The organism is Gluconacetobacter tumulicola (assembly GCF_014174215.1).
Classification (GTDB): Bacteria; Pseudomonadota; Alphaproteobacteria; order Acetobacterales; family Acetobacteraceae; genus Gluconacetobacter; species Gluconacetobacter tumulicola.
In genome coordinates, this window is the sequence record NZ_JABEQL010000017.1 from 17,172 (window position 1) to 30,302 (window position 13,131).

Here is a 13,131-nt window from a genome sequence, read left to right on the forward strand (position 1 = left end):
ATTTCTATATAGACCGTTACTATACTATTTACATCAAACAATCAACATCAGATATGATAAATAATCCCAATGACACATTAAACAAAAAATACAACATATTTTCAATCACTCCGCGGGCTGCCAAGCACGTTCCGCCAGCCCGGGGCCCAGATTCGCGCGGCCCGTAACCCACAGAGAAGAAGCTGTCTCCATTCTCTCCGAAAGCCAGGAAATTTCAGATCCATTCAGGATTCATGCACTTGGCCAGAAGATTCCACTGAACGGATAAAAGTCTTTTCCTATCTTTTTCGGCAGAAAAAAGAAGCTCTTCCCCCAGCCTTCACACCGGCATGGCCGCCTCCCCTTCCAGAAACGCCGCATTCGCCGCCACCAGCGCGTCCCAATCCGCGCCGGCCGGTATCAACTGCCGCCAGGCCACCCCATGGCACTCCATGATCCGCGAGCGCACCCAGCGCCATGTCGCGCGCTGGATACCGCCCCAGGTCAGCAGCGACACCACGGACTCGTCCTCCACCCCGTCATAGGACCATGCCAGCAGGCAATGCCCGCCCCACGATCCAGGCGTCTGGTCGCCGGGCGTGGTCGTGTCCCACACGCCCCCTTCCGCCTGGTCGGCCAACGCCAACCGCACGCCCAGATAGGCGGCCCCCATACCGGCCATGACCAGCCGCAGCGCGTTCAGGTCGTCCGGCGCGGCCGAACCCCACACAGGATAGAATGTCTGGTCCGCCAGCGCGTATCCATCGCGCGCGGCACAGGCCAGCACATCGACCTCGACCCCACCCCGATCGGTCGCCGGATCGGCCGGCGTGTAGCCGGTCGCACGTTCGTAGAACAGGATGGCATCCGCATCCCGCACCGCCACCTGAAACCCGGCCAACGCGGCTGTCGCGCGGAGATGGTTTCCCAACCCGGCCGACGTACAGTCCCCCAGCCGATCATTGCCCAGCATCAGCGGCGCCGGATCGATCCCCTCCCGCAGCAGCCGCCCAGGCGCCCGCCGCGCCATCATCCGCAACCCGGCCAGCAACGGCTGGCCGGGGCGCACCGCCGCAGGCAGGCAACCCAGCCGCCTGCCGACTGCACGATGCGCCATTACACCCCCCGATACAGCGCGGCGCGCACCGCCGGCGCATCGCCGGCCGCCGCTACCGACATGCTCGCCGGTGCCAGCCCCACCGCCGCCTCGATCAGCGGGATGATCTGCTCGGCCGTGGTGATATAGCCTCCCACCGCCGGGTCCAGCGCCGAGGCCACCGTGCCCGCAATGGTCAGGATGGTCTGGAACTCCCCCGCCAGCGAAGACGCCCAGCCCTTGCCGGTCTCGATATCGATCGCCCCGCCCGACGCGGCATCGATCTGCGCCGTAATGGTCCGGATCTGTGTCAGGGCACCATTGATCCGCGCCACCTGGTCGGTGGAAAGATGTGCCGACAGGCCCGGAATCGCCTCGATCGCCTGCGCCGCGAAATCGATCGCCCCGGCATCCGCCGCCAGTTCGGCGGTATCGATCCGGGTGGTCCCCCCGATCGTGGCACAGGCTCCCAGACTCGCCGCCACACCAAGCCCCAGCGCCAGCATGATCGCGGCCACACCCCCGCCATCCTTCCCCGGCGCGGCTCCAGGCTGCGTCCTGTTCGCAACATTGCGGAAATTCTGCGCCAGCAGGTTCAGCACCGCATACAGCCGCCCATAAACCGACCCCCCACTGGCCGGCACCGGCAACCACGGCATCAGCGCCGCACACACACCGCACAGCGCGGCAACATAAATCACATCCTGAACCGGCACGACCGAAATCAGGGTCTGAAGAATCGTCATAGAATCCATGGATCGTTCCATTCTGTATTACGAAAGGCCCTCACGCCTGGTCCATACTTCGAACCTCGACGCAGAGCGCAGAAGGCGCGCGTCGGATCGCCACCAGCGCGCATGTCCGATCAGGCTCTGATTGCGGTGGTGAAGGCGGCTATATGCACATTATCGACCACCCCCGCCCCCAGCGCGCTGTTATAGACCCTCTTCCAATAGGTACAGAGCCCGACCGCATCTTTCGCAGCCGGTACCGGCGCCGGATCGAAGAAATACTTCACCCGCGCCATCGCGGAGCCATAGCGCAGATTGCCGATCAACTGCCGCACCCGCGGAATGTCCGCACAGGTCATGCGCGCCACACGGGTTTGCAGGTCGGCATGCTCCGCCTTCTCCAGCATGCTCCACAGCGCATCATGGGTCGCGGGCTCCATCTGCCACATACCCAGCGCCGGGCCGCCGCCATCCTGCACCAGCCGGGCGGCGCGGGATTCGACCAGCGCCGTGCCCGTCAGCAGATTCACGGCGGCCGCCCCGCCCAGCCCCAGCCGGTCGAGCACCGGCGCCACCACCCGCCATTTCAGGTCCGAGGGATCGATTCCGCCCATCATCCCCCCTCGCCGCGCATCACGCGGCCCAGCCATTCGACAAAGGGCTGATAGCCCATCAGCGCCGACACCACGCCCCCCAGCGCAAAGCCCGCATTGCGAATCAGCCTGACACCACCGGCAATCTGCGCATTCATCGTAATCAACGTCTGCTGCGATTCCGCCAACGGCGCCGTGGTGTCGGCAATCACCGCCCGCATCTCCCGCCGCAGATCCACAATCGCCAGGCGCGTCTGCTCCACGTCGCGATCGGCCCGCTGGTCCTGATGCGCGCCACGGGCCCGCCCCTCGGCCGAAATCTCGACCAGCTTCATCATCATGTCCCTCTGTCCGGCCTCCAGCCGTCCGATCCGCGCATCATGCTGGCGCAGCGTGTCGGACAGCCCGGCCGGATCAGGAACGGCCTGCGCGTCGTTCATGTCACCTTCCCGTCTTTTCGAAATATCAACGGCCGGCAGGGCGTCAGCCGCCCACCCCGGCAAAGATGATCCTGTTCAGCATCATGGCCGGCGGCATGTTCTGGCTGTCGCCACTGCCCGCCGAGACGATCGTCAGCCCCGTGGTCGCGCTGGTCGCCGCCAGCCCCGTCGTCGCGGTCGCAGTCTGCGCCGTCGCCTTTTCCTCGACATCGCCGCCACCGGCGAACACCGCATCCATCTCGCCGCCCGATCCCTGCGGAACGACGAAGCCGCTGCCATGATTGGGCCCATGTCCATGGCCAGGATCGGTCAGCGCATGCGTATGGCCCGGATCGGTGACATCATGCGTATGCGCCGCCGCCGACTGGCTGCCACCCACGGCCCCCAACTGCACACCGTTGACGTTCGACCCCGCCATCGTCACCAGGTTGGCCGCGGCCCCGCCCATATTGTCGACACCGAACGTCGCCCGCCCCCGCAGATCCGGCAGACCGAAATTCGTGGCCCCATCACCCGCGCCATACAATGTGCCCAGCACCCCGAACAGCGCGGCATAGACCGTCCGGCTCACACTCTGCCCGCAGCACAACAGCCACCCGGCAGGCGCAACGGCCCCCGCATAATCGACAATGGCCCCCACCGGCACCCCGCCGCCCGCGTCCCCGCCGGCCGCCCCCACCGGGTCCATGGTCCAGATCTGGTTGCCGGCGGCATCGCACAGCATGACGGCATAGGCCGCCCCACCCATCAGGAAGACATTGCCGAACTGCCCGCTCGCATCCGCGACCACCGGGTTCGGATTCGCCACCGTCAGCCCTGCATCGGCATAAGTCGCCAACGGCATGGTGCTACCGCCCTGGTAGAAGAACAACCGCGCGCCGGCACGCGGCACACCCGTCGCATCCACGCTGAAACTGTTGGGCCAGACAAAACGGGCGGCAGAATAAGCCATGCACCACTCCCACGCTCCTCAGAGCGCGTCTCGTTTGGGGCGGTGCCTGTGCCCTGATGGAGTCAGATCATAACCGGCGACTCGGATTCCGGCAATTCCACACTGAACGACCAACGAAATATCCTTATGAGGAATATATTTTTCTGATCCAGTTCGATGCAGGGCTCTGCCCTGCACCCGCAAGGGGATGGCCATCCCCTTGACCCCTATTCAGAAATCGTAGCTGCCGCCATTCCCCGCGCCATACAGATTGCCCAGCATGCCGGGCGTACCGGACGACCCCGCCAGCAATGCCAGCGCATTACCCACGCCGGACATCAGCGCGGCATTCGACCCCGTCGTACCGCGCGCCAGCGCATTGCCCTGCCCGCTCAACGCACTCAACAACGTGCCGGCCGAGGCATTCCCCTGGCTCCCCAGCGCAGACGCCGCCGAACTCCCCATATTCGCCAGACCCGACAGCGCATTCATGTAATTTCCGAACTGCTGGCCGGCATAATTCTGGGCATAATTCTGCAACGCATTCATCTGCCCGCCCGACAGCGCCAGCCCCCGCGCAGCAGCCGAGCGGTCCAGCGACTGCTCGCCCTGCTGCAACGGAAACTGGTAATAAGGCGTATCGGTAAACGCCTGATAGGCCGCCTCCGCACCCGATCCCTGCCCCGACGCCCCACCGGGCAGACCCAGCAGAGTCGCCAGACTATACAGCGCATTGGTCCCCGCCCCCACATAAGGCGACAGGTTCTGGTCCGTCTGGTCATAGACATTCTGCTGAAACTGCTGCGCCTGCCCATAAGCCTGCGCCTGCTCGCGCGCCGCCTTCGAAGCCGCGCCAGACCCTGCGATCCCACCCGCGATCGACCCAAGCGCCGACAATCCACCGCCAATCGCCGTTACCATGCTCCGATCCACTTCCCATACTGGCGTTCCATTTCCACCCAGCCCAGCCGGCGAAAGATCGGCCCCACATCCAGCGACCGGCCAGAGGGCGCAACATGCAGCTTGGTGCCGGTGATCATCCGCCGCACCCCGCGCGCCGCCAGCGTGCGCTCGGCCTCGCGAAACAGCCTGATCCCCGCCGTCCACCGCCGATGCGCCGGCCGCACATAATACAGGTCGAAAAACGCATGGCTGACACTGCGATGATGCAGATGCGGCCACACCAGCGCCACCAGATACCCGGCCAGCACCCTGCCCTCGCGCATCGTCAGCACATGCAGCGCCCCGGCCGCCTCCAGCCGCCCATAAGCCTCCAGGTCGGGATCGAGCGGCGCACGCTCCTGGTCGCTGGCCACCTCGCGAAAATGCGCCTGCCACAGCCCGCGCATCTCCCCCACCACGTCGCTCCATGGCTCGACGGCATAGAGCGTCACGATACGGTCACCAGCAGCCCGCCCGCCGAAATCGTCAGCGCCCCGGCGGCAGAAGCCTGCGCCGCAATCGCATCGCCCGGCTGCAACACCCGGCCGATTTCATTGGGACTGTTCCAGGTCTGCCCGGGCAGGATCGTCTGGCCAAACGTCGTCGCCGTCCCCGGCCCCGCCACCTTTCCGGCAGGCACCAGATACAGCGTCACCGAAACCGGCACCGCCCCGACATTGCACACACCCAGACTGTCGATCCGCGCGATCACCCCACCCGGCGCGGTATAGAGCGCCGCCGCCGCGCTGGGCACAGCCTGCGCGGGAATCAGGGCAACGGGCTGAACGGACATGGCATCGACCTTCGCGCAATACCCCTAGAGGGGGCCGGATGGTGGGCGATGCCTGCGCCCGATGGGTTTTTCTATCGTATGGACAGTTTTCCATACAAGCGGAAACGCGCGCCGGATCGCTCCGGGCACGCAGGCCCGGACACGCGTTTACCGGTCCAGACGCAACAGCCCCGCCGCCTCGGAATCCAGTATCACCGTGCTGGCCGGATGCTGCCGCAGGGCAGAGGCGCTGACCATCGGCGTCACGGGCCTTTCCAGGGCATCGCGCACGATCCGCGCCTTGGCCGCACCGGTCGCCACCATCAACAGGCGCCTTGCATCCAGGATCGTCCCCACACCCATGGTCAGGGCCCGGCGCGGCACATCCTGCCAGCGATCATCGAACATTTCCGCATTCTGCCTGCGTGTTTCCTCATCCAGTTCGACCAGCCGGGTGCGGGTGACGAAATCCGACGGCGGCTCGTTGAAGCCGATATGCCCCGTCAGCCCGATGCCCAGAAGCTGCAGCCCGATCCCACCGGCCGTGCGAATGGCGTCTTCATAGGCGCGGCATTCGCACTCCGGGTCGGGCGCCGCGCCGTCGGGCAGGCGCGTGCGCTCGGGCACGATGTCGACATGGCGGAAAAGCTGTTCGTGCATATAGGCGTGGTAGGATCGCGGATCATCGCGCGCGATGGGATAATACTCATCCAGGTTGAACGTCCGGCACCGCGCGAAGGACAACCCGTCGCGATGCATCCCGACCAGGGCGCGATAGACCGCCTCCATCGTGCGGCCGGTCGCCAGACCCAGCACCGGGTCCGGCGCCCCGCGCATATAGTCCGCGATCCGCGCGGCCGCCTCGCGGCACGCCGTCATAGCGTCGGGGGCCAGGACGATCTCCATGCGGCCCTGTTCGATCACGACATGTCGCATCGTGCTTCCTTCCTGCATACCAGCCCACTTTTCCAGAAAACCCCTCAATCCCCGCCGCGATCCGTCCTGAGTTCGACGACGAAATCGTACAGATCGGCCCGATAGGCCGAGAACGTGACTTCCAGCAGCCGCCCGTCGGCCAGGAAAGACCGCCGTTCGATCCGCAGGATGGGGCTGGGGCGCGCCAGCCCCAGCAATTCGGCTTCCCGCGCGTCGACCAGCCCGGCCCGGATGCGCTGAAGGGCCCGGACCGGATACAGGTCCCGCGCCTTCAGCGCGGCATAGAACGACGCGCTGACCGCTTCCGGCGCGGGCAGGTCGTCCCGTGCCACGATGGCGGTCTCGATCGCCATCGGCTCACCGTCGGCGGTCCGGATGCGCTTCAACCGCGACAGCGCGGTGCCCGGCGCCACGCCCAGCGCCATGGCCTCGTCCGGACTGGCCTGCGCCACGCCCCGTTCCAGCCAGACCGACCCCGGCACCCGCCCCCGCGCACGCATGTCTTCGGAAAAACCCAGCAGGGCGGTCAGCGGCTGCTCGATCCGGCCGGAGACGAAGGTCCCGGCCCCCGGCCGCTGGATCAGGCGACCGGTCTCGACCAGCCGTTCCAGCGCCTTGCGCACGGTCACGCGGGACACGCCCGTCATGTCCGCCAGTTCGCGCTCGGGCGGCACCGCATCGCCCTGGCACAGCGCCCCGCTCCGGATCAGCCGACTCAGCCCGGCTTCGAGTTGCAGATAAAGCGGCTGGCGGCTGTCCGGGTCCGGCGCCAGGCCGCGAAACATGCCGTCGTCGGCGTGGCCCATCGCGTCCTCAGCCACCCGTGGGGGCGGCGGACGGCAGAATGCGCCGCAGGTCGCCGCCATGGCGGTCCAGCGCCTGCTCGGCCTCGTCGGGCGTCATGCCGGCACGGACCAGCACCGCACGCTTGACGTTCCCGCCCGTCGCCACCAGGGCGGCGCGAACCTCCTCGTCCGACCCGCCGGCCAGGTCGGCCACCATCCGCGCGGCCCGGCGGTCCAGCTTCGCGTTCATCACGCGCATATCGACCATCCGCCCGCGATAGGCATGGCCCAGCCGGATCATCAGCGCGGTGGACAGCAGGTTCAGCGTCGCCTTCTGCGCCGTGCCGGCCTTCAGCCGCGTCGAACCGGCAATCGCCTCCGGCCCCGTGACGGTCACGATGCCGTATTCCGCCTCGCGCAGCAGCCGCCCCGTCGCGTTGCAGCTTATGCCCACCGTCAGCGCACCGCATTCCCGCGCGGCGGCGACGGCGGCACAGGTATAGGGCGTCCCCCCGCTGGCGGCGATGCCGAACACCACGTCCCGCGCGTCCGGCGCGTGGGCCAGCAGCTCGGCCCGGCCGGTATCCTCGCGATCCTCGGCACCCTCGGCGGCCTGAAAGATCGCCTGCGGCCCGCCGGCCAGCAGCAGCACCAGCCGTTCCGCCGGCCAGCCGAAGGTCGGCCCCAGCTCGACACCGTCCTGCAGCCCGATCCGCCCCGAGGTGCCGGCACCGACATAGACCAGCCGCCCACCCTGTCGCAGGCGCGGCAGGGCGGCCTCCACCACCGCCTCGATCTCCGGCACCGCCGCGCGCACGGCCGCCGTCGCCGCCATCTGCGCCTCGGCCAGCGCGTCCAGCACGGACCGGACGGGCCAGATGTCGATATCGGCATAGCGCGGGTCCCGCTGCTCGGTCCCGGTGGTGGGGGTGGCGGGCCGGTCGATCTCGGTCATGGCGGGTCCTGCGGGCGGTTGAACAGGCCCTCTCATAACGCCAGAACAATACCATTGCAAAACCAATTTCCCTATGGTTCTGTTCTGGTATTGACCAGGAACGCCCGGGAACACCATGTCAACACTCGATCTTCTGGTGATGGGCCTTTACCTCGCCGCCCTGCCGCTGCTGACATTGTGGATGGCGGGGCGGCAGAAAACCGCCCAATCCTATCTCGGCGCCACGCACGACCTGCCCTGGTGGGGCATCTGCCTGTCGCTGGTCGCCACCGAGACCTCCACCCTCACCGTCGTCAGCGTGCCCGGCGTGGCCTTCCATCGCGGCATGGTCTTCGTCGGGCTGGCAATCGGCTACCTGATGGGGCGCTGCCTGGTCGCCTGGCTGCTGCTGCCACGCTACTTCGCGGGGGGCATGCGCACGCCCTACCAGTTCCTGGGCCAGCGCTTCGGCGCGCCGGTGCAGCGCATGGTGTCCCTGACCTTCCTGGTCACCCGCGTGATCGGCGAGGCCGTGCGGCTGCTGGCCGGCACGCTGCCGCTGGCCATGCTGCTGGCGGCCTTCCACCTGCCCCACGGCCCCCTGGCCATCATGGGCGCGCTGATGGCGATGACGCTGCTCTACACGGTGTTCGGCGGGCTCAAGGCCGTCATCTGGTCCGACGTCATCCAGTTCTGCACCTACCTGCTGGGCGCGATCCTCTGCGCCGCCGTCATCTGGCACGGGCTCGGCCCCGGCACGGTCGCCGACCTGGCGCATGCGGGGCGCTTCCACCTGTTCGACCACGGCACGGCGCTGCTGGCGGACCCGTTCGCCCCGGCCTCGGCCCTCATCGGCGGCGCGGTCATGGCCATGGCGTCGCACGGCACCGACCATCTGATGGTACAGCGCATCCTGGCCGCCCGCAGCCTGCGCGACGCAAGGCTGGCGCTGGTCGCCAGCGCGCTGGTGGTCGGGCTGCTGTTCGGCGCGCTGTCGCTGCTGGGCATCCTGCTGACGGCCACCCCGGCCGGCGGCGCGCCCTACCACACCCTGCGCGGCGACGACATCTTCCCCTACTACATCGTCCACGACGCCCCGGCCGGCCTGTCCGGCCTGCTGGTCGCGGGCATCCTCAGCGCCACCATGGGCTCGCTGTCCTCGACGCTCAACGCCCTGACCAGCGCGGCGATGACCGACTTCCCGGCGCAGTGCCGGCGCATGGCCGGCGCCCTGGGCCTGGGCGACCTGTCGCTGGCCCGCTGGCTGACCTGCGTCTGGGCGGTGCTGCTGATCGCGGTGGCGCAATCCTTCGGCCAGGGCGCAACCTCGCTGGTCGTGTTCGGCCTGTCGGTCGGTGCCTATGCCTACGGCCCCATGCTGGGCGCCTTCCTGTTCGGCCTGGTCGCGCGCCACACCGACAGCCGCGCCGTCATGGCCGCCTACGGCGCGACGCTGGCCGCCGTGGCCCTGGCCGAATTCCAGCTCCGCCCCGGCGGGCAGGCCATCAGCTTCGCATGGATCGTCCCGCTGGGCGTCGTCCTGTTCTTCTGCTTCGCCACCCTCGCTTCCGGCTTCAGACGCTTCCAGAAGGCCACCCCATGACGACAACCCGCCGGACGGCCCTTGCCGGCCTGGGCGCCGGCGCGCTGGCCGCCGCCATGCCCCGCTCCCGCGCATGGGCCGACGCCCCAGGCGCCCTCTCCCGCCCGGTCACGACCGGGTTCGAGCGGCTGCGCGCCGACGGCTATCGCCTGCTGGCCGGGCACAAGGTCGGGCTGGTCGCCAACCCGACCAGCACCGACCGCACCCTGCGTCATATCGCGGACATCCTGCACGCGGTACCGGGCATCCAGCTTCAGGCAATCTTCGGGCCGGAACACGGGTTTCGCGGCTCGGCCCCTGCCGGCGCGTCCGAACCCCGCACCACCGACCCGGCCACCGGCATCACCGTCTTCGACATATACAACACCGCAGGCGCCCCGCTGGAGCGCATTCTCCAAACATCGGGCATCGACCTGCTTCTGTTCGATATCCAGGATGTCGGCGCGCGCTTCTACACCTATGCCTCGACACTGTACGACGTCATGGCGGCCTGCGCGCGGCTGGCCATTCCCGTCATCGTGCTGGACCGCCCCAACCCCATCGGCGCACAGGCGCCCTCCGGCCCGGTCCTGCAACCGGCCCAGGCCTCCTTCATCGGTCGGGCGCCGATCGCCCTGCAACATGCCATGACGATGGGCGAGCTGGCACTGTTCTTCCACCGCTACTGCCTGCATCCCGCCGGCACCCCGCCGCGCGTGGTGACGATGGGCGGCTGGTCGCGCGCCCTGTTCTTCGACCAGACCGGCCTGCCCTGGATCGCCCCCAGCCCCAACATGCCGACGCTCGAAACCGCCATCGCCTATCCCGGCACCTGCCTGTTCGAAGGCACGGTCCTGTCGGTCGGGCGCGGCACGGCGCTGCCGTTCCTGCAACTGGGCGGGCCGGAAGTCGACGCCCGCCCATGGGTCGCCGCCCTGCGCCAGGCCGATCTGCCCGGCCTGGCGATCCGCGAGACCTGGTTCACCCCCAGCAGCTCGGTCGACCGCGACCGGCTGGTCCATGGCCTGAACCTGATCGTCACCGACCGCCGGCGCTTCGACGCCCTGGCCACCGGCCTTACCCTGCTCTGCGCGGCCCGCCCGCTCTGCCAGGGCCCGCTCTGGCGCGGCACCGGCCGGACCGCCGACCTGCTGTTCGGCACCGACAGCATCCGCCACGCCATCGATGCCGGCACCGCCCCGCGCGCGATCATCGCGAACTGGCAGAGCGAGCTGGCGGATTTCGAACGCCGCCGCCGCACCGTCCTGCTCTACCATTCCTGACCGGACACCGATCATGACCTGCATTCTTGCCGTGGATGCCGGGGGCACCCGCACCCAGGCCGCCCTGGTGACGCGCGCGGGCCTTGTCCCATCCCGGCGCGAGGGCGCGGGGGCCAACGCCTTCGACCGGTCGGACTGGCTGGACAATCTGCGCGCCACCCTCGCCCCGTTGCTGGAGGCATCCCCCCAGGCCCTGGTCCTCGGCCTGGCCGGCTTCAGCAGCCGGCGCCCGTCCTCCGCCGCCCAATCCCACGCCCTGGCGGACTGGACTGCGCCCCTGCCGGCGCAATTATGCAGCGATGCCGACATCGCCCTGGACGGTGCGCTGGGCGGCCAGCCGGGCATCCTGGCCCTGTCGGGAACCGGGTCGATCGTCCTGGCACGCAACGCCGCCGGCACCACGCTGCGGGTGGGCGGCTGGGGCTATCTGCTGGGCGACGAAGGCAGCGGCTACGCCATCGGCCGCGACGCGATGCGGCATCTGACGCAATGGATCGATGCCGGCCCGCCAGCCGATGACCCGCCGGACGCGCATCTTCTCGCCCGGCGCCTGGCCCAACGGCTGGGCATCACCCCCACGCCGGACGGCCTGCTGGAATGGCTGCGCGGACAGCCCCATCCCCGCTCCGCCATCGCCGCCCAGGCCGCCTTCGTCGCCACCTGCGCCGATGAGGGCCTGCCGGAGGCGATCGCCATCCTGCACCAGGCGGCAGAGGCCCTGGCCGGACAGGTGCGCACCGCCGCCACCCGCGCCGGCCTGCCCGGCGGGCCATGGAGCCATAGCGGCAGCATCTTCAACAGCCGCCCGTTCCTCGCCCATATGGAAACGACGCTGGGCACGCCTCCCCTGCCGCCGGTCCTGCCGCCACTGGGCGGCGCCGCCCTCCGCGCCGCCCGCCTGGCGGGCTGGCCGGTCACACCCGAATGGATCGCAACCCTGGCCGCGTCACTCGCCGCGCGCGCGTAATCCCGGCTATGCGATCCCCAGCGCGCGGGCGGCGGCGGTCGCCACATCATGGCGCAATTGTATGGTCTGCCGTCCATGGCCGCCATCGGGGTGCACCCGGTTGGTCAGGATCAGCACGAAACTGTCGCTGACCGGGTCCATCCACAACGACGTGCCGGTAAAGCCGGTATGGCCGAACGAACCGACAGGAAAGAGGTCGCCACGCGGCGTGGAATAATGGGTGGCGATGTCCCAGCCCAGCCCGCGCAGGTCGGTCCTGCCGGCCGGCTGCTGCGGCGTGGTCATCAGCACCAGCGTCTCGCGCTTCAGCGGAAAGGCGCTGGGCCGCCCGGCACGCCGGTCCAGCAGGGCCTGCGCATACAGCACCATGTCGTCGGCATCGGAAAACAGGCCGGCATGGCCGGCGACACCGCCCATGCGCCGCGCCGTCGGGTCATGGACCACGCCGCGCAGGATCACATGGTTCTCGTCGAACTGGGTGGGCGCGATCTGCGGGATCAGCCCCGCATCGGGGCGGAATCCAGAATGCGCCATGCCCAGCGGCGCCAGAATATGCTGCGCCGCGTAACCGTCCAGCGTCTGGCCGCTCAGCGTCTCCACCAGAAGCCCCAGCGTGATGAAATTGATGTCGCTATAGACGAACCGCTCGCCGGCCGGACGGTCGGGCCGCGTGTCCATCACGCGGCGCACCGCCTCATCCTTGCCCTGCCAGGGGGTGGACAGCTCCAGGTCGGGCGGCAGGCCGGAATAATGGGTCAGCAGGTGGCGGATGGTGATGCCCTCCTTGCCGGCGGCGGCAAAGGCCGGCAGGCGGCGGGCCACCGGCTCGTCCAGCGCGAAGGCCCCCTGTTCCCATAGCTGCATCACCGCCAGCGCGGTCATCGTCGGCTTGGTCAGCGACGCCATGTCGAAGCGCGTGGTCCAGCTTTGCGGTTCGGGCACCGGCAGCAGGGCCCGGTGGCCATAGACGCCGCGATAGACGACGCGCCCGCCATGCCCCACCGCCGCCACCACGCCCGGCACGTCGCCACGCGCCACGGCCTCGCTCAACAGGCGGCCGACCGGCGCGAAATCGGCCCCGCCGGGACGCGATGCGCAGCCCGCCACGCCGGTCAGGCCCAGCAGGGCGCCACCGCGCAGCACCTCCCGCCGCATCAGGC

The 13,131-nt window shown here is 68.8% G+C and carries 15 protein-coding genes; 3 read left to right on the forward strand and 12 right to left on the reverse strand.

Annotation, left to right across the window (positions count from 1 at the left end; translation table 11 throughout):
• Nucleotides 1-319: 319 nt before the first annotated feature.
• The 11 genes from HLH29_RS12795 to HLH29_RS12845 all read right to left on the reverse strand — a co-directional run bounded on the left by HLH29_RS12795 (nucleotide 320) and on the right by HLH29_RS12845 (nucleotide 8,160).
• On the reverse strand, nucleotides 320-1,096 hold the full coding sequence (locus HLH29_RS12795) for a hypothetical protein (RefSeq protein ID WP_182967401.1): 777 nt from the start codon (nucleotides 1,094-1,096) through the stop codon (nucleotides 320-322).
• Entirely contained in the window at nucleotides 1,096-1,830 is a 735-nt protein-coding gene (locus tag HLH29_RS12800) for a hypothetical protein (RefSeq protein WP_182967522.1), read from the reverse strand. Before HLH29_RS12800 ends, HLH29_RS12795 begins: the two co-directional genes overlap by 1 nt.
• Nucleotides 1,831-1,940: 110 nt before the next feature.
• Complete coding sequence (locus tag HLH29_RS12805) at nucleotides 1,941-2,423, reverse strand: hypothetical protein (RefSeq protein WP_338030239.1); 483 nt, start codon at nucleotides 2,421-2,423, stop codon at nucleotides 1,941-1,943.
• Nucleotides 2,420-2,839 carry a hypothetical protein gene (locus HLH29_RS12810; protein WP_182967403.1) on the reverse strand — a complete coding sequence of 140 codons (420 nt, stop codon included), beginning with the start codon at nucleotides 2,837-2,839 and terminating at the stop codon, nucleotides 2,420-2,422. Before HLH29_RS12810 ends, HLH29_RS12805 begins: the two co-directional genes overlap by 4 nt.
• Nucleotides 2,840-2,882: 43 nt before the next feature.
• Nucleotides 2,883-3,791, reverse strand: coding sequence for a phage tail protein (locus HLH29_RS12815; protein WP_182967405.1), 909 nt, complete (start codon nucleotides 3,789-3,791; stop codon nucleotides 2,883-2,885).
• A 210-nt stretch (nucleotides 3,792-4,001) separates the two neighbouring features.
• On the reverse strand, nucleotides 4,002-4,691 hold the full coding sequence (locus HLH29_RS12820; RefSeq protein WP_182967407.1) for a hypothetical protein: 690 nt from the start codon (nucleotides 4,689-4,691) through the stop codon (nucleotides 4,002-4,004).
• The gene (locus HLH29_RS12825) at nucleotides 4,685-5,164 is read right to left on the reverse strand and encodes a GNAT family N-acetyltransferase (RefSeq protein WP_182967409.1); all 480 of its coding nucleotides are present in this window, start codon (nucleotides 5,162-5,164) and stop codon (nucleotides 4,685-4,687) included. The genes HLH29_RS12820 and HLH29_RS12825 overlap by 7 nt, the downstream gene beginning before the upstream one ends.
• Nucleotides 5,161-5,505: a hypothetical protein gene (locus HLH29_RS12830; RefSeq protein ID WP_182967411.1), complete on the reverse strand. Its 345-nt coding sequence runs from the start codon at nucleotides 5,503-5,505 to the stop codon at nucleotides 5,161-5,163. Before HLH29_RS12830 ends, HLH29_RS12825 begins: the two co-directional genes overlap by 4 nt.
• 147 nt (nucleotides 5,506-5,652) lie before the next feature.
• The gene (nagB, locus tag HLH29_RS12835) at nucleotides 5,653-6,420 is read right to left on the reverse strand and encodes a glucosamine-6-phosphate deaminase (RefSeq protein WP_246374226.1); all 768 of its coding nucleotides are present in this window, start codon (nucleotides 6,418-6,420) and stop codon (nucleotides 5,653-5,655) included.
• 44 nt (nucleotides 6,421-6,464) lie between these two features.
• A complete protein-coding gene (locus tag HLH29_RS12840; protein WP_246374228.1) occupies nucleotides 6,465-7,226 on the reverse strand; it encodes a GntR family transcriptional regulator in 762 nt (253 codons plus the stop codon).
• Nucleotides 7,227-7,233: 7 nt separating this feature from the next.
• A complete protein-coding gene (locus HLH29_RS12845; protein WP_182967413.1) occupies nucleotides 7,234-8,160 on the reverse strand; it encodes an N-acetylmuramic acid 6-phosphate etherase in 927 nt (308 codons plus the stop codon).
• A 115-nt stretch (nucleotides 8,161-8,275) separates the two neighbouring features.
• Between HLH29_RS12845 and HLH29_RS12850 the strand changes: the two genes are divergently transcribed.
• Genes HLH29_RS12850 through HLH29_RS12860 form a run of 3 tightly spaced genes read left to right on the forward strand, consistent with a single transcriptional unit; the run spans nucleotide 8,276 to nucleotide 11,971 of the window.
• Nucleotides 8,276-9,742 carry a sodium:solute symporter gene (locus tag HLH29_RS12850; RefSeq protein WP_182967415.1) on the forward strand — a complete coding sequence of 489 codons (1,467 nt, stop codon included), beginning with the start codon at nucleotides 8,276-8,278 and terminating at the stop codon, nucleotides 9,740-9,742.
• The gene (locus tag HLH29_RS12855) at nucleotides 9,739-11,004 is read left to right on the forward strand and encodes an exo-beta-N-acetylmuramidase NamZ family protein (protein WP_182967417.1); all 1,266 of its coding nucleotides are present in this window, start codon (nucleotides 9,739-9,741) and stop codon (nucleotides 11,002-11,004) included. The genes HLH29_RS12850 and HLH29_RS12855 overlap by 4 nt, the downstream gene beginning before the upstream one ends.
• A gap of 13 nt (nucleotides 11,005-11,017) precedes the next feature.
• A complete protein-coding gene (locus HLH29_RS12860) occupies nucleotides 11,018-11,971 on the forward strand; it encodes an N-acetylglucosamine kinase (protein WP_182967419.1) in 954 nt (317 codons plus the stop codon).
• Between the two features lie 6 nt (nucleotides 11,972-11,977).
• On the opposite strand, the gene HLH29_RS12865 is transcribed toward HLH29_RS12860, so the two are convergent.
• Nucleotides 11,978-13,126: a serine hydrolase domain-containing protein gene (locus HLH29_RS12865; protein WP_182967505.1), complete on the reverse strand. Its 1,149-nt coding sequence runs from the start codon at nucleotides 13,124-13,126 to the stop codon at nucleotides 11,978-11,980.
• Between the last annotated feature and the right edge of the window lie 5 nt (nucleotides 13,127-13,131).

Excerpts from the sequence above, each read along its gene's own strand:
- HLH29_RS12800 (WP_182967522.1), bottom strand. The coding sequence starts at position 1,830 with ATGGATTCTATGACGATTCTTCAGACCCTGATTTCGGTCGTGCCGGTT.
- HLH29_RS12845 (WP_182967413.1), bottom strand. The coding sequence starts at position 8,160 with ATGACCGAGATCGACCGGCCCGCCACCCCCACCACCGGGACCGAGCAG.
- HLH29_RS12815 (WP_182967405.1), bottom strand. The coding sequence starts at position 3,791 with ATGGCTTATTCTGCCGCCCGTTTTGTCTGGCCCAACAGTTTCAGCGTG.
- HLH29_RS12840 (WP_246374228.1), bottom strand. The coding sequence starts at position 7,226 with ATGGGCCACGCCGACGACGGCATGTTTCGCGGCCTGGCGCCGGACCCG.
- HLH29_RS12805 (WP_338030239.1), bottom strand. The coding sequence starts at position 2,423 with ATGATGGGCGGAATCGATCCCTCGGACCTGAAATGGCGGGTGGTGGCG.
- HLH29_RS12795 (WP_182967401.1), bottom strand. The coding sequence starts at position 1,096 with ATGGCGCATCGTGCAGTCGGCAGGCGGCTGGGTTGCCTGCCTGCGGCG.
- HLH29_RS12860 (WP_182967419.1), top strand. The coding sequence starts at position 11,018 with ATGACCTGCATTCTTGCCGTGGATGCCGGGGGCACCCGCACCCAGGCC.
- HLH29_RS12830 (WP_182967411.1), bottom strand. The coding sequence starts at position 5,505 with ATGTCCGTTCAGCCCGTTGCCCTGATTCCCGCGCAGGCTGTGCCCAGC.
- HLH29_RS12855 (WP_182967417.1), top strand. The coding sequence starts at position 9,739 with ATGACGACAACCCGCCGGACGGCCCTTGCCGGCCTGGGCGCCGGCGCG.
- HLH29_RS12850 (WP_182967415.1), top strand. The coding sequence starts at position 8,276 with ATGTCAACACTCGATCTTCTGGTGATGGGCCTTTACCTCGCCGCCCTG.
- HLH29_RS12810 (WP_182967403.1), bottom strand. The coding sequence starts at position 2,839 with ATGAACGACGCGCAGGCCGTTCCTGATCCGGCCGGGCTGTCCGACACG.
- HLH29_RS12820 (WP_182967407.1), bottom strand. The coding sequence starts at position 4,691 with ATGGTAACGGCGATTGGCGGTGGATTGTCGGCGCTTGGGTCGATCGCG.
- HLH29_RS12865 (WP_182967505.1), bottom strand. The coding sequence starts at position 13,126 with ATGCGGCGGGAGGTGCTGCGCGGTGGCGCCCTGCTGGGCCTGACCGGC.
- nagB (WP_246374226.1), bottom strand. The coding sequence starts at position 6,420 with ATGCGACATGTCGTGATCGAACAGGGCCGCATGGAGATCGTCCTGGCC.